This is a genomic window from Bacterioplanes sanyensis (assembly GCF_002237535.1).
GTDB lineage: Bacteria > Pseudomonadota > Gammaproteobacteria > Pseudomonadales > Oceanobacteraceae > Bacterioplanes > Bacterioplanes sanyensis_A.
This window is the reverse complement of sequence record NZ_CP022530.1, coordinates 195,765-214,742: the sequence shown is the minus strand read 5'-3', so window position 1 is coordinate 214,742 and position 18,978 is coordinate 195,765. Positions and strand designations below refer to the sequence as shown.

The 18,978-nt window shown below is 52.5% G+C and carries 18 protein-coding genes; 16 read left to right on the top strand and 2 right to left on the bottom strand.

The features are described from left to right. Positions 1–101: 101 nt before the first annotated feature. The 5 genes from CHH28_RS00995 to CHH28_RS00975 are packed head-to-tail and all read left to right on the top strand — an operon-like array spanning position 102 to position 3,337. Entirely contained in the window at positions 102–623 is a 522-nt protein-coding gene (locus tag CHH28_RS00995) for a hypothetical protein (RefSeq protein ID WP_157729706.1), read from the top strand. Next, a complete protein-coding gene (locus CHH28_RS00990; protein WP_094058562.1) occupies positions 604–1,269 on the top strand; it encodes a response regulator transcription factor in 666 nt (221 codons plus the stop codon). The genes CHH28_RS00995 and CHH28_RS00990 overlap by 20 nt, the downstream gene beginning before the upstream one ends. After that, positions 1,269–2,630, top strand: a complete 1,362-nt coding sequence (locus CHH28_RS00985; protein WP_094058561.1) for an ATP-binding protein — start codon at positions 1,269–1,271, stop codon at positions 2,628–2,630. The genes CHH28_RS00990 and CHH28_RS00985 overlap by 1 nt, the downstream gene beginning before the upstream one ends. Continuing rightward, positions 2,614–2,958 carry a Bor/Iss family lipoprotein gene (locus CHH28_RS00980; RefSeq protein ID WP_094058560.1) on the top strand — a complete coding sequence of 115 codons (345 nt, stop codon included), beginning with the start codon at positions 2,614–2,616 and terminating at the stop codon, positions 2,956–2,958. The genes CHH28_RS00985 and CHH28_RS00980 overlap by 17 nt, the downstream gene beginning before the upstream one ends. Before the next feature lie 43 nt (positions 2,959–3,001). Further along, positions 3,002–3,337, top strand: coding sequence for a hypothetical protein (locus tag CHH28_RS00975; RefSeq protein ID WP_157729705.1), 336 nt, complete (start codon positions 3,002–3,004; stop codon positions 3,335–3,337). A gap of 218 nt (positions 3,338–3,555) precedes the next feature. Here CHH28_RS00975 and CHH28_RS00970 read toward each other — a convergent pair whose 3' ends face one another. Together CHH28_RS00970 and CHH28_RS00965 are read right to left on the bottom strand one after the other, a co-directional pair. Next, positions 3,556–5,499 (bottom strand): methyl-accepting chemotaxis protein, encoded by a 1,944-nt coding sequence (locus CHH28_RS00970; protein ID WP_094058558.1) that lies wholly within the window; start codon positions 5,497–5,499, stop codon positions 3,556–3,558. Between the two features lie 125 nt (positions 5,500–5,624). Beyond that, positions 5,625–7,568 (bottom strand): methyl-accepting chemotaxis protein, encoded by a 1,944-nt coding sequence (locus CHH28_RS00965; protein ID WP_094058557.1) that lies wholly within the window; start codon positions 7,566–7,568, stop codon positions 5,625–5,627. A gap of 346 nt (positions 7,569–7,914) precedes the next feature. Here CHH28_RS00965 and CHH28_RS00960 point away from each other — a divergent pair, with 346 nt between their 5' ends. The 11 genes from CHH28_RS00960 (at position 7,915) to CHH28_RS00910 (ending at position 18,850) form a co-directional block, all read left to right on the top strand. After that, a complete protein-coding gene (locus tag CHH28_RS00960; protein ID WP_094058556.1) occupies positions 7,915–8,901 on the top strand; it encodes a hypothetical protein in 987 nt (328 codons plus the stop codon). Then, a complete protein-coding gene (locus CHH28_RS00955; RefSeq protein ID WP_094058555.1) occupies positions 8,894–9,919 on the top strand; it encodes a hypothetical protein in 1,026 nt (341 codons plus the stop codon). Before CHH28_RS00960 ends, CHH28_RS00955 begins: the two co-directional genes overlap by 8 nt. Next, a complete protein-coding gene (locus CHH28_RS00950) occupies positions 9,916–10,476 on the top strand; it encodes a hypothetical protein (RefSeq protein ID WP_199243961.1) in 561 nt (186 codons plus the stop codon). Before CHH28_RS00955 ends, CHH28_RS00950 begins: the two co-directional genes overlap by 4 nt. Next, the gene (locus CHH28_RS00945) at positions 10,476–12,824 is read left to right on the top strand and encodes a DUF6160 family protein (RefSeq protein ID WP_094058553.1); all 2,349 of its coding nucleotides are present in this window, start codon (positions 10,476–10,478) and stop codon (positions 12,822–12,824) included. The genes CHH28_RS00950 and CHH28_RS00945 overlap by 1 nt, the downstream gene beginning before the upstream one ends. 169 nt (positions 12,825–12,993) lie before the next feature. Then, complete coding sequence (locus tag CHH28_RS00940; RefSeq protein WP_094058552.1) at positions 12,994–14,538, top strand: 2-isopropylmalate synthase; 1,545 nt, start codon at positions 12,994–12,996, stop codon at positions 14,536–14,538. A 5-nt stretch (positions 14,539–14,543) separates the two neighbouring features. Next, a complete protein-coding gene (locus CHH28_RS00935; RefSeq protein WP_094058551.1) occupies positions 14,544–15,266 on the top strand; it encodes a hypothetical protein in 723 nt (240 codons plus the stop codon). Positions 15,267–15,268: 2 nt separating this feature from the next. Then, positions 15,269–15,721, top strand: coding sequence for a ribosomal protein S18-alanine N-acetyltransferase (gene rimI, locus CHH28_RS00930; RefSeq protein ID WP_157729704.1), 453 nt, complete (start codon positions 15,269–15,271; stop codon positions 15,719–15,721). Beyond that, entirely contained in the window at positions 15,705–16,382 is a 678-nt protein-coding gene (locus tag CHH28_RS00925; RefSeq protein WP_094058549.1) for an energy-coupling factor ABC transporter permease, read from the top strand. The genes rimI and CHH28_RS00925 overlap by 17 nt, the downstream gene beginning before the upstream one ends. Before the next feature lie 315 nt (positions 16,383–16,697). Continuing rightward, positions 16,698–17,081, top strand: a complete 384-nt coding sequence (locus CHH28_RS00920; RefSeq protein WP_199243960.1) for an NUDIX hydrolase — start codon at positions 16,698–16,700, stop codon at positions 17,079–17,081. 329 nt (positions 17,082–17,410) lie between these two features. After that, a complete protein-coding gene (locus CHH28_RS00915) occupies positions 17,411–17,809 on the top strand; it encodes a hypothetical protein (protein ID WP_094058547.1) in 399 nt (132 codons plus the stop codon). Positions 17,810–17,917: 108 nt separating this feature from the next. Further along, positions 17,918–18,850 carry a hypothetical protein gene (locus CHH28_RS00910; protein WP_157729703.1) on the top strand — a complete coding sequence of 311 codons (933 nt, stop codon included), beginning with the start codon at positions 17,918–17,920 and terminating at the stop codon, positions 18,848–18,850. Positions 18,851–18,978 lie beyond the last annotated feature (128 nt).

Sequence of the window (18,978 nt, the reverse complement as noted above, 5' to 3'; positions counted from 1 at the left end):
CAGTGTACTGAGCGTGTCTGAACCTAAGCTGAATCACGCGATTCAGTTTCGATTCAGGCTCAAACTGGTATGCTGGCGACAGTTTCTAGCGGACCTTCATTTTGCTTGTATCCACCCTGTATCGCCTATATGACAATCGTCACGCTGTACTTCGTTGCTGGCGACGATCGGCCGCTTGCTGGCTATTGCTGCTGAGTTTGCAGCCGGTGGTGGCCGTTGCCAGTGATGATGACTCTGACAACTGGGTGGAGGAGCGTATTTCGCCATCGACGGAATGGGTTGAACGCGCTTTTATTCCCTTCACCCGCTGGATGGAAAAAGCCATTCAGGACCCCCAGCCGGATCTTCCCGAACAAAGTTTTGTGACCGATGTGCCATCCCCTTTGCCACAGGGTGTCATTCCACCAACGGAAGCCGCGCGGCTGCTTGGGCTACTGCACAAAGGAAAAGTACTGCGCGTGCACTGGGTGGAGGCAACTCCCCCTGCTTATTTGCTAAGAATGCTGACCAAAGCGGGCCGCATTGATGTCTTCTATATGAACGCGCGCGACGGAACCTTGCTGGAACAGGCGCCTCAACCCATCACCGAGACAGGAGAGTTCGATGAAAGTTCTGATCGTTGAAGATGACCTTGCCTTGGGCGAGCAGCTCAAGCAGGGGTTGAGTGCGACCGGCGCCGATGTCAGCTTGGCCACCGATGGACGTGATGGTTTATTTCAAGCCACGGAACTGCCTTATGATGTGGCGGTGGTGGACTTGGGCTTGCCGCAACTAGATGGCATTGAGCTGATTCGTCAGCTGCGCGCCAGCGGCTCTAGTTTGCCGGTGTTAATTCTTACCGCCCGTGGTGGCTGGAAGTCGAAAGTGGATGGCTTGGAAGCGGGCGGTGATGATTACATGGAAAAACCGTTTCACATTGAAGAATTGCAGGCGCGCTTGCGCGCGCTGCTTCGTCGTGTCAGCGGGTACAGCAGTGAATTGGTGGCAGGTCCGCTCAGTTTAAATCTCAACTCGCAGCAGTTTGTGCTGCAGGGGCAGCCGTTGGAGCTGACGGCTTTTGAACACCGCATTCTTGAGTATTTGATGCGCCACCGAAATGAAGTGGTGTCGAAAACGGTGCTGACAGATTATTTGTACGAGCAAGACTTTGACCGTGACAGCAACGTGATTGAAGTGCTGGTGGGGCGTTTACGTCGCAAGCTGGCGGTGGCGGATGGCTTTGCGCCGATCACTACGCTGCGTGGCCGTGGATATCGGTTTGCCGACTGATGCGTCAATCTTTGCTGGTCCGCTTGCTGCTGTTTACCTTGCTGTTTTTACTGCTGCTGATGGCGGCGGTGGGTTACGTGCTGGATGCCGTGTATCGCCAAGGTCAGCTGCAGGACTGGCAACAACGCATCCAGGTACACAGTTACAATCTACTGGCCTTGGTCGAAGAGCGTGATCAACAGTTGGTGTTGCCCGAGCGGCTGCAAAATCAGCGTTTTAATAACCGCGATTCAGGGTTGTTTGCGGTGGTGGAAAAAGCCGGTGAAGTGGTGTGGCGCACGCCGTCAGCGCAAACACTGGGGCGGTTTAGTAGCGGCTGGAGCGATGTGGGTGAATGGCAGTTCAGTCGCGCCAGCAATGGTGAGCAGGAAATGTTGATCGCCCGCTTTGGTTTTGAATGGCAGCCGCTAAATTCAGCGGTCGCACCACGTATTTATAACCTGGTGCTGGCTGAAACCAGTGAACGCCTCGATGCCGTGAGCCGCGAATTTCAGCGCCAATTGTGGCAGCTGTTGGTTGAAATTGTTGTCGCGCTGATGGTTTTACAAGCGCTGATTTTAAGGCTTGGCTTGCGGCCACTGCGGCGTATGAGTGACGAGCTGGAAATTCTGCAACAAGGCCAAAGTTCACAACTACAGAATGATTACCCACGTGAGCTGCAGCCGCTGATTACCAATTTTAATCGTGTTCTGACCGCCGAGCAGTCCCAGCGGGAGCGTTATCGCAATACTGTTGCTGATGTATCACACAGTTTAAAAACACCATTAACGGTGTTGAAAGGCATGTTACCCAATGTGGTGTTGCCGAATGAGCAAAAGCAAGAAATAGCCACACAGTTGGAGCGCATGTCTGATACAGTCCAGTACCAATTGCAGCGTGCCATGACGGGTAGCCGTGTCAGTGCGGCTCAGCGCATCGCTGTAGCGCCGGTGGTTGAATCGGTGCTGTCGGCATTAAAAAAAGTGTATGCTGACAAGGGCATTGACTGGCACATTGATTGCCAGTCGAGCTGTTATTTTTACGGTGACGACAATGATCTAATGGAGATTATTGGTAACCTAACCGACAATGCCAGCAAGTACTGCCAGCAACAGGTGCGTGTGCGCTTGCTGCGTGAGAACAGCCAGTGCTGTTTTATGGTAGAAGACGATGGCCCAGGCATTCCGGTAACGCAGTACGAACAAGTATTGCGCCGCGGTGTGCGCTTGGACAGCCAGCAGCCTGGGCAGGGCTTTGGTTTGGCATTGGTTAAAGATATTCTCGATGCTTATCAGGCACAATTGCGCATTTCGCGCTCGCCGTTGGGCGGTGCGTGTTTTGAAGTGCGATGGGAAGGAGACCGGCATGACAGCCGTGGTTAATCAGAAGCGCTATCGACATTATTGGCTGGCACTTTTATTGTGCTGCGTGACGGCCTGTTCCAGCGTAACAGTGCGCCCCTATGGTGGTGAAAAAGACACCACAGAGCCTGACTACAAAGCCAGTAAAAGCTATTATCTTGGCTGGTTGGTTGGTGAGCATCATGTCAATGTGACGGAAATTTGCCAGCAGCGTCGAGTGATGCAAATGCAAGCGGTGTACAGCTTGTCTGATATGGTGCAAAGCATTTTTACGTTGTTGATTTATACTCCGCGTACCGCCAAAGTCTGGTGTGAAAAACCCTATGATGGGGGCGTGAACGGTGGTTAAGCAGTTACAGCAGACAATCAAACAACTTTTTAAGCTGAGTTTTTTGTCAATTTTATTGGTGACGTCCGGCTGCGGCACCATGGTGTTTCATCAAGACTTGCCCGACAACTATCGACCTGGCAACTACGAGTCTGAAAAATGGCACGACACCACCATCGACGGTATGGTGGAAATCAGTGAGCCGGTGAACTTGTACCAGGAGTGTCGCGGCAAACCCTGGGCAAATATTGAAATTGAGTACACATTTACCAATGGCTTGGTGGCCTTTGCGGGAAACTCAGTGTTGACCTGGGCGGTCCCAGCGTTATCGTTTATTAGCCCCTACACTCCTTGGGCGTACCAAGTGCAATGTGGTGCGTATTCCGCTCCTGGCGCTTGAAGTCACGCTAAGCGAATCATCTCTGATTCAGTAAGTCTCAATGCAAACTCATATCCCAGAGACTCTCAGCACCATCTTGTAAACCCCAAGGCCCCATCGTGTGTCGATGGGGCCTTGCTCTTTTATGCGGTTTGGCTTATTCGAACGAACAGAGTGAAACAGCAGAGTTAACCAGCAGCGCGGTTAAGCACTGCAGAAAGACACCGCAGGCTCATGCTCTACAGCCGGAAACGTGACACCAACTGATTCAGCTCAGCAGCAACATCTCCCATCGATGCAGAATTTTGTTGCAGTTGTGCCGCAATATCGGCGCTGTTATTGGCCTGCGAATTGATGTCGATAATATTCTGATTAATTTCCTCTGCCACCTGATGCTGCTCTTCAGCCGCCGCGGCAATTTGTGTCGCCATATCGCGAATGGCGGTGACAGATTCCTGAATGCGACTGAACACTTCGCCAGTTTGCTCCGTGGCTTGTGTGGTGGCATGGGCGTGCTCCAAGCTGCTGGACAGCTTGTTGGAGACATCGCTGGTGCGATTGACCAGCGAGCTGATCAACCCGTCGATCTCTTCGGTCGATTCTGCCGTGCGTGCTGCCAATGTCCGCACCTCGTCGGCGACAACGGCAAAACCACGGCCTTGCTCGCCAGCGCGGGCCGCTTCGATTGCAGCGTTTAATGCCAATAAGTTGGTTTGCTCGGCAATGCCGCGAATGGTATCCAGAATAACGGTAATGTTTTTTGACTCATCGGCCAGTGCGCCCATGGCATCATTGGAACCTTGAATAACGGCTTCAAGCTGTTGTACCGCAGAGGAGGTTTTGTCGATGTAGTCACGACCCTCCTGTACGTGCTGCTGACTGGTGTCGGCGGCGACGGCGGTATCGTTGCAGTTGCGCGCCACCTCATTGGCGGTGGCGACCATTTCATTAAAGGCGGTGGATACCTGTTCAATGGCATTGCGCTGTTTATCCGCGCCATCGGTCATTTGCATGGAAAAATTCAGGGTATTTTCGGCCTGACCTTTCACACCGCTGGCGCCCTGTTTGATGTCGCCCACCAGGCTATGAATCATGGTGACAAAGCAGTTAAAGGCATCGGCCATTTTGCCAGATTCATCTTCGCTGTTGACCTGCAAACGGCGAGTTAAATCACCTTCGCCGCCGGCCACTTCTTCCAGGCCATCGGTGACGGCAATGATGGGTTTGGCGATCAGTGTGCTAATCCAATAACCCAGCGCTGCGAAGGCAGCGATTAAAGCCAGACTGATTAAGATGATGTTATTTCGCAAACTATTGGCCGTGGCGTAGACTTCGTCCTCTGGAATCAGGCCAATAAACTTCCACCCCAGTTCGGGTGAGGTCATGGCTTGCGCGAACCACTGACGTCCATGCAATTCCACCTGCATAAAGCCGTTGTTACGAAAGAGATCATCGTAGGCGCGGCCTAAATCACGGGTACTTTTAAAGTTATTGTCGCTGTCATGGCCATCGGCCAGCACTGTGCCAGTCTCTTCGATCAAAATTAAGTAGCCTTCTTCACCAAGGCGTACCGACTTCACCATGTCGGTGAGCTTTCCGAGGGTCACATCAACGCCGACGACACCTTTCAGGCCGCTGTTGGTGGTAAAGGTGTGCAGATAATCCAACAACGCCACTCCAGTGGTGATGTCTTCATAGGCAGCGGGCCGCACCGGGCGCCCAGGGTTGGCCATGGTGGTGGTGTACCAAGGTCTCTGACGCGGGTCATAGTTGCCGACATTACTGGTGGGCCATTGCACATAACCGCCGTTTTCCAGAGCGAGCCAAACAAATGCCAGATCCGGACGTGATTCACCGAAGTCTTCCAGTAACGCGTAAGCTTCGGCTTCAGGACTGCCACTGCGCTGAGCAAAAGACGGGCGCTCGGCGCCAAAATAGGTGCTGGTATTGTCGTCCAGGCGTTTCAGGATAAAGCTGCGTGATAAGAAGGTGGCGTCTTCAGCCAAGCCATTCAGATACAGCGTAAACGCCGTGTCGATGTGCTGTATTTCAGCTTCGGCGCGCTGTTGGAAATCATCGATGGCTTGTTGGCTGATTTTTTGTGTGACCAACAGGGTAATGATCAGCAACGGCAAAACCACGGCAGACAGCAGGGCTAAGGTGAGCCGCGTGCGGATGGACATATCAACTTCCTCACTAAAATTGGACGACAGCGAAGCGTGCACTACCTGCTGGAGACAAGCTCCTCTGGGCAAGCGCACGTTCCGCTAGGGTTTAGCGGCCAAATTCAGTCAGGCTTGAGTATGGTTTATACCTTAAAGCGCGATACCAGCTTGTTTAGCTCGCCAGCTACGTCCCCCATGGAGGATGAATTGCTTTGTAGCTGACTGGCACTGTCGGCGCTGTTGTTGGCTTCAGAATTAATGTGGGTAATGTTCTGATTAATTTCTTCGGCGACTTGGTGCTGCTGCTCTGCAGCTGCGGCGATTTGTGTCGCCATATCGCGAATGGCGGTGACGGAGTCCTGTATTGAGGTAAATACATCGCGCGTTTGCTCGGTAGCGTGAGCGGTGGATTGAGCATGCTCCAAGCTGCTGGATAACTTGCCGGACACATCGCCGGTGCGATTGACCAGCGAGCTGATCAGTGAATCGATTTCTTCGGTGGATTCCGCCGTACGCGCAGCTAGAGTACGGACCTCGTCAGCGACTACCGCAAAGCCTCGGCCTTGCTCACCCGCACGGGCGGCTTCAATGGCGGCGTTTAATGCCAATAAATTGGTTTGCTCGGCGATGCCACGAATCGTATCGAGAATGACGGTGATGTTTTTTGACTCGTCGGCCAATGCGCTCATTGCGTCGTTGGAGGCTTGAATGACCTCTTCTAATTGCTGCACCGCAGCAGAGGTGCGATCAATGTATTGCCGGCCCTGTTGCACATGCTGCTGGCTTTCATCGGCGGCGCTGGCGGTATCGCTGCAATTGCGTGAGACTTCGTTGGCGGTGGCGACCATCTGGTTAAACGCGGTAGACACTTGCTCGATGGAATTGCGTTGCTGATCGGCGCCGTGATTGATCTGCTCGGACAACTCCAGCGTGTGTTCAGCTTGCTGTTTAACATTGCCAGCGCCTTGGTTAATGTCGCTGACCAAGGAATGAATCATGGTCACAAAACGATTAAAAGCGCTGGCCATTTTGCCGGACTCGTCGCTGCTACGAACCTGTAAGCGTTTGGTGAGGTCGCCGCCGCCGCTGGCCACTTCTTCCAGACCGCGGGTGACCGCCAATATGGGGTTGGCGATCAGCGTACTGATCCAATAACCAATGCCCGCAAAAATGGCCACTAGCAAGAGGCTGATCAGTACAATGCTGTTTCGCAAAGTATGTGCTGTGGCATAGACTTCGGATTCGGGAATTAGGCCAACGAATTTCCACCCTAACTCGGGCGAGGTCATCACATGGGTAAACCACTGGCGCCCATCAAGCTCGACCTTGGCCAAGCCATTTTGCTGAAAAAAGCCGTTGTATGGGGCACCCAGCTCCGACACCTTTTGGAAGTTGTTATCGCTATTGCGGCTGTCGGCTAAAATCGCACCGGTCTCTTCAATCAGAATCAAATACCCTTCCTCGCCAAACTTAACGGCCTTTACCATGTCGGTAAGTTTGCCCAAGGTTACGTCAACGCCCACCACCCCTTTTAAGCCGCTGTCGGTGGTGAAGGTGTGCAAGAAATCAATCAAAGGCGTACCGGTATTGATATCGGCGTAAGCGGGAGGGCGGACAGGCTGCGTGGCGGAGTTCATCGGGCCGGTGTACCAAGGTCGCTGCCTTGGGTCGTAGTCACTGATGCTACTGGACGGCCATTGAATGTAGCCGCCGGTTTCTAATCCCAAAAATACATAAGCCAAGTCCGGACGCGCTTTACCAAAGTCATCCAATAACGCGAAGGCTTCTGCTTCGGCATCACCTTGGCGCTCAGATCGCGTTTGCCGCTCTGGTCCCATGTAGGTGGTGGTGTCGGCGGTCAAGCGGCGCAGGGCGTCGGTCTGGGCCAGAAAGGTCGCGTCTTCAGCCAACCCCGTCAGGTACAGAGTAAACGCGGTATCAATATGGCTGATTTCCGCCTGCGCGCGCTGCTCAAAATCGGAGACGGCCTGATCCTGCAACTTCATCGTCACCAATATGGCAATAATCAACAGTGGCAAAATAACGGCGGACAGCAGGGCCAGAAGTAGGCGGGAGCGGATTGACATAGTAGGCCTCGAAGACGTGGATCTATGTCTAAAACCTTAGCTCTAATCTCGCCGGATGACGGCAATTGCGCAGGTGTGGCAGGTAATGTGGCTATGTACCAGCACTACATACAGGTTTGGCGTAATTTGTCCTGCTGCTCTAAGGCGCAGCAACCATGGGTCCTAGAGCTCAGAGTTGTGGCTCAATTTGTACCATGGTACAACTAATAATTCTTGCTGAGGGAATGAAAATCCTTACTCTCTGATTGAGACGATTTACAGAATAACAACAAACTCACCACGACCACCCCAGCCGACGCCTTGTTGCATGTTGGACTGACGGTGCTGATCGGGTATGGAACGCTCTATGAAAGCAGTACTTCTGGCGCTCACCGGACTACTGGCGACATCGGTGTCGATGGCCGCCCTACAACCTGTTTCAGACGAAGAGCTGGGTGAGTACACCGGCCAAGCGTTTTTACAGATTGATCGCACGGCCTCTGGCGCCAACGATTTTACTCGTTTTACCTTTGGTATGGATGTTGAGACTCTGATCACCAGTGATCTGGTCGAGTTGGGCCGTTATGAGCGTAGCGGTGAGGCAGCAGGATCCAGTGATATTCGTATCAATGACTTTGCCTTGGGCTCCATTAACTCCGATGGCAGTGTGAATCCTTTTAAAATTCGCGATCCTTTTTTGGAGTTAGCGTTTGAAGACAATGCAGGCCAGGAAGAACTGGTTGGTATTCGACTTGGGTTTGGTGAGGCGTTTGGTAAGTTAAGCGGCAACATCGAGTACTTGACCGGTAACATTGAGGTAGAAATCTATGGCAAAGGTAGCTACCTCGCTAGTCAGATGAGCTGTAGTTGGTGGGATTTGGTATGCGCAGGTGCCAAGGGGTTGGTGGGAGGAGCGTGGGCAGATGACGACTTCGCTGCTCAAGCTGTGTTGATTAACCCCAGCAATGGTGAGCCTGATGGTATACGTGCAACACACGTAGGTATGCGCGACGGACAGACCTTATCAATCCCCAATGGCAGTGGCTTCACAAACTTTTTGCTGGGCATTTTTAGCTCAAGCAATTGTGAGCTGTTAAACGTCCAAACCTGTTTTCCTTTGAGTATTTATCGCACGTTGGATATCGGCAACCGTGATACCGGTGCTTCGGCGCAAGGCATGTTTATGTCATTTCAAACGAAAACCGTTACTTGGTACGACAGCGGTAACGGTACCAGCGCAACTCAAGGCGCCTTTATGAACATTCCTAACGGAGGCATACGCACCAGCTTCCAGGAAGCGTTCGATGGCACTGAACGTGTACGTACTAAATTCCTGGACCCTTATTATGACTAAATTAGCCGGATTGCTGATGCTCTGTAGTACCGCTTCTGTACTGGCTGAACTGGTACCGGTGGATGATGCGGCGCTTGGAGAAGTACAGGGCGCAGGGTTGGGTGTGGTATTTGAAAACTTTGCATTTGAAGCCGGAGAGTCAGTCTCTGCCGGTAACCGGTTGGACATTAGCGGTATCACCAACAGCAGTGGCCAACCTGTGGTATTGAGTGTCAGTCAGTTTTACATCGCTGGCAGTGGCAGTAATCGCGGCGCAAATGTCATCGGCAACCCAGTCAATTTAGGGCGCTTGGCCTACCCATTTAATCTGGAGTTGGTGAATGGCGATGTTTTAGGCATTAGCGATAAAGCCATCTTTGAGTTTACCGCGCCTAGCCGTGTGACGGGTCAAAGCTCTGGCTCGGATAGCATGTTGGTGCTGCAAAGTGAAAACCGCACAGAGCGCCGTTTTCCGGGAGCACAGGTCGCCACCGGGACCCGCGTTGATCGTGTCGCTGCCATCGATAGCAGTGTGTTAACCAGCCGCAACGGTGAGCGCCCAGATATGGGGGTGCGCTTTGATTTGAATGTAAATGGCAGCCGTGCGCAGTCGTTGCAAAGCCATGCCACAGGGTTGGCAGTGGACGGCAGTTATGTACGCTTGTGGGGCGACAATAACGAGATGATCGGCAACCTGGGTGTAAAAGCGGTGGCGGATGATCTGACGTTTTTTGCATGCGATGCTGGCGGAAATAACTGCGGCGACAGCGTGGTATTTTCTGACATCGTGATTGAAAGTGAACTGGGTTATGGCGAGGATCAGCCCGTTACTTTTGAAGTTGATTCCAGTGGCAACTTCACCATTGAGGTGGGCAGCATTGCCGGCAAAAGCACTAACTTTTATCAAAATTATTACAACAATGGCCCGCGTACCGACGTATATATCCGAGATGTGTCCGTCGCCGGGCAAAGCTTTGGCAGTACCACCATTTCCAATTTGCAAATTCAGTACCTCAAAGCCACCAGCAGGGATTTGTGATGAAAGGGTTTTTGCTTGTCCTCGCACTGTTACCCGTATCGCTGTCAGCACTTGAGCCACTAGACAGCAATGCCTTGTCCGAAGTAACTGGCCAAGGTGGCGTGTATTTGTCGGGCGATTTAACCATTAACGAAAACGGTGGCCCGCTGAATCAGGATGGGCCGTCGGCCAATGGCTATAACTGGCAAACGAACTGTGCAGCCAATGCGCCGGACAAACGTTGCGGCGGGCGTATTGCCGTCAACACAGGTCAAAGTGGTGGTTGGTTGGTGTTGGATAATATTCGTGGTCGTTTTGCTTTTGAAGGTTTAACGTTAAAAACCCGTCGCATCGACTCTGGCTTTGGCGGTGATGGTGCCAGCTTTGATCGCGATGTGATGGAAATCGGCCTGCCTGATCAACTCGATTATGAAAACGTTTCGTTCACCATTGCCAACAGCAATGCGCCGCGGCCAACGGACGCTGGTTTTCAGCAAACGGATATTATGACGCTGAACATTAATGGCGTTGCCAAGCAGCAGGGCAACGTACTGCTGTTCCCGACAGGAGCGCCCTAATGAATCGCATTGCTGCTCTGTGGTTATTGCCGCTTCCAGCGTTGGCACTGCAGCCGCTGTCAGATCATTCGCTCAGCACGGTCACCGGGCAGTCCGGCATTACGCTGGAGCAAAGTGGTCACGCCACCATTGGTGAAATCACTTACATCGACGACGGCAATCAGCTGCAAATTCAGAATCTAGAGCGCGGCGACCAAAACAATATTGCTTTGCCAGCTCAAGTGACCCACGTTACGGATGTGGCCGCCGATGGCACCTTGTCGATCAGTACCACCATCTCGCCAACGGCACTGGCGATTGGCGGTATTCGCATTAATGACTCGTTAGCCAGCAGCGGGGCGATGCGTCTCAATTACAGCGGCAATACCCATTTACAGCTGCGCCCCAGCAGCAGTCGCTATATTGAAGGCCAGGTGGATACCTCGATCTCGGACGCAGAACTCATCTGGACCACCAACGGTCACTCGATCAGCTTTGACGACATTTTATTTCGCGCTGACATTGACCAGTTCAGTATTGGTGATGCCTATAAAGGCGCAAAGCAGGGGCTGGATTTCGAACTGAACCAGTTTGCTTATGACTTTTCCACCGGTGGTTTAAAACTGGGCGGTGTATCGCTTGGAACCCTGTCGGGTGAATTAGCATTATCCGGTGGTGCACAATTGTACGCGGGCGGCCGCTTGGGCAGCCAGGGCATAGAGTTAGATGCTGCCATTAGCATTATTAACGACACCAGCAACTATGTGCAGTTTGTCGACGATGGCAATGCGCTTTTAATGGGTGATTTTAATGGCTCCCTTAACATCAGCGGCCTGACCCTTGATGTCGCCAATGATCATTTGGCCATTGGTGTGGATCAACTCGACGGCGCCTTTAACGCCAATCGGATTTTAATTGGCGATAGCACTCGACCGCTGGGTGCTGTGCAGTTTGAGTTCCTGATGGCCGATGACAGTGCCAATAACCGCTTTAACCGTTTGCGTTTGTATCCCGGCGTTCGCCAGCCAGTCTTCGCTGCGCTACCTGCCGATATTCGCCCCTACGCCAGCCAGTTTTATCAGCCGCTCAATAACAGCAGTGATGGGTTGTCGGCTGGCGTCGATTGGAATTTGAGCAACGCCAACGCCAGCTACATTGACGACAATCGTTTGGTGGTCGTCAGCGGTATTAAGAGTCACGGCTCCGGTGATGTGACTTTCGATGTGCGCGGCTTTGATCACGACAATAACAGCGCCACGGCCGATAAAACCGTCGTCGCCATTGGTCTTAACCGCTTCCAGGGTAGCTACGGTATCGACGGTTTGCGCGTCGGCAATAAAACTGCACCATTGCAAGGCGGCGCTGAATTATTGCTGTCGCTGGAAGTGTTTCAGGCAATGGATTTTAACCTCGATGCTTACACCTATATTACCGCTGGCGGCGTCAGTGGCGGTGGTATTCAAATGGACGGTGATTACCTGTTTAGCGATACCAACATCGGCCTATCGGTGGACGAAAATGGTCAGGGAATTTGGGCCACCGGTGTGACCTACGAAATACACATGCGCCAGTTCCAGTTTGATGTCAGCAACCGTGGCATCAGTGTGAATCGCGGTGAGCAGTGGAGCACCATGAACATCGACGACTTGCGCTGGGGCGATAAAGTCAACGGCCGCAGTTTGGGGCGCGTCACGCTAGAGCGCTTTGAAAAAGGCTCTTCTCTGGAAGTGTTGCCAGGCGGCGCTGGCGCTGTGTGTGTCGGGGCCAGTGCAGGCAGCCAATCGGCGTGTGATGCTGCTGGTGGGCGCTGGGAGGATCGCGGTGAAGAGGGCCTGACCGTGGCGCTAAAAGCTGCTTTTGAACCTGAAGGCCCGGCCAGTGATGGCAGTATTGCCCGCAACCGCCTGACCTGGGAAAACAACCGCACCTCCGATGGTAATGGCGGCTATGTGAATGGCACCGGCACCCGCATTGAGTTTGACGGCATCAGCACCAACGACGGTTTGGGCAACAGCGACAGCAACAACTACGGCTTTCGCGCGGACTTGAACATTGATGTGTACGAAACCAAAGTGGTGAAAAAGAGCGATGGCCTAGACAGCGAGGGCAAACCCGGCAGCAAGGGTGATGAGCTCATCTACACCGACAGCACGCGCACCGACTACAACTACGTCGCCAACCCGTCGGATCTGGAAAAGCAACTGCGTCCGTTGGGCTTTGCCGTGCAGGGCAATGTGTCGTTTAAGGATTTCCAAATCGACCAGGTGCGCTTGGGACATCCGACAGGCGGAGTGGAAACGGTTTTCTCAGGCATCGTGCTGCAAAATATGGACGTCACCACCAACCTAACCGCCACTCCTATACGTTAGCGGCCGGCGCAGCTCGCCGTCTAACGCTGTATAGACTTTGGTGGAACCTGCACCAACTCGCCTTCCGCCCTGGCTGTTTGCCAGCATCAGAAGCCAAGGCCATCACTGGCCGTGAATTCCCCTTCGGGCGTATACTAGGCGCTCGAATTTCACGGCAGTGGAGAAGCCCATGAAAGACCGTCTGGTCATCTTCGATACCACCATGCGCGATGGCGAGCAAAGCCCTGGCGCTTCGATGACAAAACAAGAAAAAATACGAATCGGTAAAGCCCTGGAGAAGATGCGCGTTGACGTGATTGAGGCCGGCTTTGCCGCTGCCAGCCCAGGCGACTTCGAGGCCATTCAGGCGGTGGCCGACAACGTCCGCGACAGCACCATTTGCTCGCTGGCACGTGCGGTGGACCGTGATTTGGAACACGCCGCCGAGGCGCTGAAGAACGCCGAACGGGCGCGCATTCACACCTTTATTGCCACCTCGCCCATCCACATGCAGCACAAGTTGCGCATGACGCCCGACCAAGTGGTCGAGCAAGCCGTGTATGCGGTAAAAAAAGCGCGTGGGTTTGTTGAGGATGTCGAGTTCTCCTGCGAAGACGCTGGGCGCAGCGAAATCGACTTTTTGTGTCGCATTATTGAAGCGGCGATCGACGCCGGTGCACGCACCATCAATATTCCAGACACTGTGGGCTACGCCATCCCGGCCGAATTTGGCGACAAAATTCGCACGCTATTGGAGCGTATTCCAAACGCCGATAAGGCCATTTTCTCGGTGCATTGCCACAACGACTTAGGTCTGGCGGTGGCCAACTCGCTGGCGGCGGTGGCCAATGGCGCGCGTCAGGTGGAATGCACCATCAATGGCCTGGGCGAGCGTGCCGGTAACGCCGCGCTGGAAGAAATCGTCATGGCCACGCGCACACGCGCTGATTTGCTCGACTTGAGCACCGCCATCGACACCACGCAAATTGTGCCAACGTCGCGTTTGGTGTCATCGATTACCGGCTTCCCGGTGCAGCCTAATAAGGCCATTGTTGGCGCCAATGCCTTTGCTCACGAATCTGGCATTCACCAGGATGGCGTGCTTAAGCATCGTGAAACCTACGAGATCATGAAAGCCGAAGACGTCGGCTGGGGCGCCAACAAAATGGTGATGGGCAAACACTCTGGCCGGGCGGCGTTTCGCAGTCGCTTAGAAGAGCTGGGTGTCACCTTTGAAACCGATGAGCTGCTCAATAAAGCCTTTGCCCGCTTTAAAGACTTGGCCGATAAAAAGCACGAAATCTTCGACGAAGATTTGCAAGCGCTGGTGTCGGAAACCAAGCAAGCCGCGGTGGCCGATACCTACCGTCTCATCTCGTTGGAAAGCCATTGCGCTACTGGCGAGAAGCCTGTCACCGAGGTGGTGGTGAGCTTTAACGGCACCGAGCATCGCTGCAAATCGCAAGGCAGTGGCCCGGTGGATGCGGCGCTAAAAGCCATCGAAATGGTGGCTCAGTCAGGTGCCAATCAGCTGTTGTACTCGGTGAATGCCATAACCCAAGGCACCGATTCGCAAGGGGAAGTGACCGTGCGATTGGAAAAAGGCGGTCGCATTGTTAATGGCCAGGGCGCTGATACAGACATCATCACCGCATCGGCCAAGGCGTATATCCATGCGCTGAACTTGCTCGATAACGGCGCCGATCGTCAGCATCCGCAAACAGAGGGCGTGTAAGTTCGATGCTGGAGCAACGTCGTCTCGACTACCTGGCCGCCATGGGCATCACACAATGGATGCCCAGAGAGCCGCTGGCCAACGCTGCGCCCTCGCACTGGCTGCCGGAGGCATCGCTGGCGCCAAGTCATGCCGACGTGGAGGCCGTCGCCGAGCAGCATCACATCCCGCCGGTGGTGGCCAGCGAGTTGTTGGAGCTGGAGCAGCGTAGCAACAATGCTGCCGCTGCAACCCAAGCAGCCCCTTCGTCAGCTCCCGCAACGGAGGCAGACTCTGATGCGCAGGCCGCCAATACCAGCGGCGAGGTCGATCTAACCCCGCCACGGTTCGAACTCTGGTTTGCACCTTGCAGTGCACGCGGTATTTGGGTGGCGGACAATCAACAAGACTTAAACCTGATGCGCCGCTTTATCGCCCGAGTGATGACCGCCATGGGTGGTGAGCCCGAACTCAGTCGCGAACCGGTGGCCTTTCGCTGGCCATTTATCGAGTCGCGCCAGCACGATCAAAGCTTGCCGGTGGCGCTGCAAGCTTTAACGGCGCAGTGGCAATTTATTCAGCAGCAGGGCGCTGATTATGTGATCAGCGTTGGCGCCGACAGCCAGCACTGGTTGCAGCGCGTCAATGTGCCGCTGCATCACCACATAGATGATCTGCACTCTTGCCTGCAATCGGCAGCGCAAAAACGAGCATTATGGCAAGCACTTCGCACTCTCCAGGCACTGTGAATATGCGCTTAGCGCACATGGACGAATTGGCCGCCATTATGGACATCGAGCGGCGCGCTCATTCTCACCCGTGGAGCGAGGCGGTGATGGTGCAGTACCTGCAGCGCCCCGCCAGTGTGTGGGTATTGCAGCAAGGCGGCGCGTTGCTTGGTCACGCAGTGATTCGTGTGATTGCCGGTGAAGGTGAGCTGCTGACCATCGCCGTTGACCCCAAACACCATGGCCAAGGTTTTGGCCAGCAATTGCTGCGTGCTGTATTGCAGCAATTTATTCAGCAAGGCGCTGAGCAGTGCTTTTTGGAAGTGCGCCGTTCGAATACACCCGCCATCGACTTGTATGAACGTGTCGGCTTTGCCTGCGCCGGTGTGCGCAAAGATTATTACCCCAGCGCCCATGGGCGTGAAGACGCATTGATTTATTGTCTCGACCTGCGCGGTTATGACGACCTGGTATGACGCCCTGCCGGGCTGGCTGCTGATACTGTGCGCGGTATTGAGTGTGCCCATTTTGGTGTGGGCACTTCGCGGTAGTAATTGGCAGGCCATGCAACAACACTGGATGGCACAACATCTGTTTGCTGGCAGCGTATTGGTGATGAGCCTGATGTGGACAGGCAGCGCTGGGGTATTGCCCGGGCTGGAGTTTTACCTGCTGGGGTACACCGCCGTGGTGTTAATGATGGGCATACGCTTGGCATTGGTGGCGGCCCTGCTGGCGCAGGGTTTTTCTTTGCTAATGCAAGCCTGGATTGAGGGCGAATGGGTCTGGCAATTATTGGGCTATCGCTATTTGCTGCAAACGGCGATTCCTATGCTATTTGTGTACGGCTTTTATCGCTGGGTGTATTTGCGTTTAGCGCACAATCCATTTGTGTACATGCTGGTGGCGGGTTTTTTAAATGCTGGCTTTACCCACGCCGTGGCGGATATTCTGCACAGCCTGATACTCTGGAGTTGTGACCTCTACAGTTGGGGTGATATTTGGCACAACTATTTACGTTACCTACCACTGATGATGTTTCCCGAAGGCGTTATTAACGGCATGTTTATCGCCGGTATGGTGGCGTTTCATCCGCTGTGGCTCAGCACCTTTGACGAAGACTCGTATTTTCACTGAATAACAGACGACGTTGCCGCCCATCCGGTAGTGAAGAAAATTTAAAACGTGCTGAGAATAATTTGAGTTGACCTGAAGACCCAAATGCACCACCAGTCTGATATATTGACCCGCTCTTAGAACGTGACCATATCCCGAAGGCTGGCGTACGTTTTTCCTTGAGTCGCGTTATTCGTTGCTTATTTAACTGGTTAAACGAGACTCCAAATGTCTCGCTCAAGAAAAACTGGCTTCCAACAGCAAAGCGCTAAATAGTATTGATAGGCCCTAATGAAAGCACTGATCGCAGCAAGAAAAATCAAAGTTTGCCCCGTTGTGACTCAGCAGACTGAACATGGCACGCAGATTCTATTGTTTCGACACCCGTTGGCGGGTATCCAACTGGTGAAGGGCACTTTAGAGCCAGATGATGCCTCTATTCTAACCGCTGCTGTGAGAGAGCTGGCTGAAGAAGCGGGCATTACTGCAGTAGAGCAATTGCAATACCTTGGGCAATGGCAAAGCCGTCATCAGGACCAGCTGTGGCACTTTGTACACTGCCACTGCCCATCGCTGCCACAACAGTGGGTTCATCATTGTTTGGACGATGGCGGTCATGATTTTGAATTTTTCTGGCAACCATTGAATACAGCCATTATTGGTGACTCTCACCCTGTGTTTCAACGTGCGGTTGAGTATATTCGGTCTGTATTGCTGTAGTCTTCGATTAAACCGAAGATCACAGGGCTGAACATGCAGTGATGATTGAGCATAGTTTCGATAGAGACATGACGTTATTTTCGTATGGGGTAACGTTTGGCGAACATCAGTGTTTGTGCTGGATTGGTTGTATAATGCTTGTTCATGCTCGTTGTTAATCGGTCCCGGCCAGTCGTGATATCGATCTTTATGATGGGTTTCCTTTTAATCGCGTTTTAGTCGATAGTACAGTTTTCCATGGGGCGAAATGGGAGTTGTTGTAGGTCATTCGACTTGCCTTGAGTGGCCAGTATACTGCTAGCTATCAGCAGGTTAATGGAGCGAGAATCGTGCGTATTGAGTGTGATTTATCTCGGGATGTCGCTGTAAATTCGAATGCACTTATTGATGATGGCTATGATCGGTTATCTAAAGCTATTGGAGCTTCTAATCAGGGGGCGGGAGTCTTTGGTAATGTGCTGTCATGGCCGAGGGTTATAAAAGAATATAGTGGATATTCTGGAAGTGATGCGGATATTCTCGCTATGAGAAAGGCAGTTGCATACTCGCTTAGCGTGAAAAGAACAGCTGGACTTTCATTTAAGAACTACGTCTGGCAGACGATAGAAAATAGAAATCCTACGCTGGGCTGGCCACCTGATAGCTTTAGTTACTGCTTTGTTTTTGGTGAGAGTAAATGGGAGGGGGGTGGTCGCAATCCAGGTCTAGAGCTCGAGAAATTATACTGAAATCTAATGGTTTTCAGAATAGGTGTGACTAAGATGTGTGTAAAAAAGCTATTGGTGTCTGTTTTTTTAGGGTTTTTAGTGGGAACTTCGAATTCTGAGGAAACTCAAGTGAGCGCCATCTTTAATTTTGAGTATGTGGGGGTTGAGCTATCTTCGGTGCCAAGAAAGATACAGCTGGCAGAAGAATACGATGTGCGTATCCAGGAATTCTATGACAGCGAGCACGATAGTTTTTTTGAATATATGAACTATGGTGCTTATCAGTTTGGTTCTCGACTGTATGTCAAAACTTACATGACAGTAAAGGATGATGCCTTTTCTAGGTGGGTCGCTGTGCAGGAGGAAAGGCTATCTCGCGGCCTTAGAACTCGTGAAACTAGCTTTCATGATTTGATATATATAGATCCTACTGCTGATGCTATTTACTCTGTGAATGCCGGCTTCGATCACAAGAATCGGAACTTGAATTTCTCAGCTCTGGGGTGCTTGCAAGACCACTTTATCTTTCATATGGATGTGAATGGAGATTCTATTGATGAGTTTTTTATGGTTAAAGGGTATGAAAGTGGTGTCGACTTCCGTTTCGCAAATTTTAATCATAGTCAGGTTTATCTTGCCTCTGGAAGTGGAGCAGTTCTCTTTCGCCAGTGGATGAAAAATATCGATTATTCAGTGTCGGGAGGCGTGGTATCGGGGTTGGCGGAGGGACGGTTTGATATTGTCGATTATGATGGTTATGAATCAATGGTTGAAAAAAGTCGGTCGGGGATAAAGCGCTATTTTAGTTTGTTCTTCTTTGCAGATCCTGAAAGTGGTGATCAAGGTGTGCTGTCTTGGAGTAAGGTTTATCGCAACAAACCCGATAAGCCTGGCAGGTTCGAGTTTTCAAATGAAGAGTTCCAGTGGGCTAGGGGGAATGTTGTTGGTGGTGTTGGGTTTCATCAAGAAAGTATTTCCAGCGATCTTGCAAAGCAGTTACTATCCCGTGACAGCCTATCATTTGAGGATGGCCTGAATGAAGCAAGACTGTGTAAAATCTGACTCAGGTTAGAGTGGTTATCGAAAGCTACACAGGCATATATAGACGCTCTCCCGGTGCCAAGGCAGAACATGGCCTTGGCGCCTGAACACCCCTGGTGGGAACAACAAGGACATCTGGGAAAGAACGT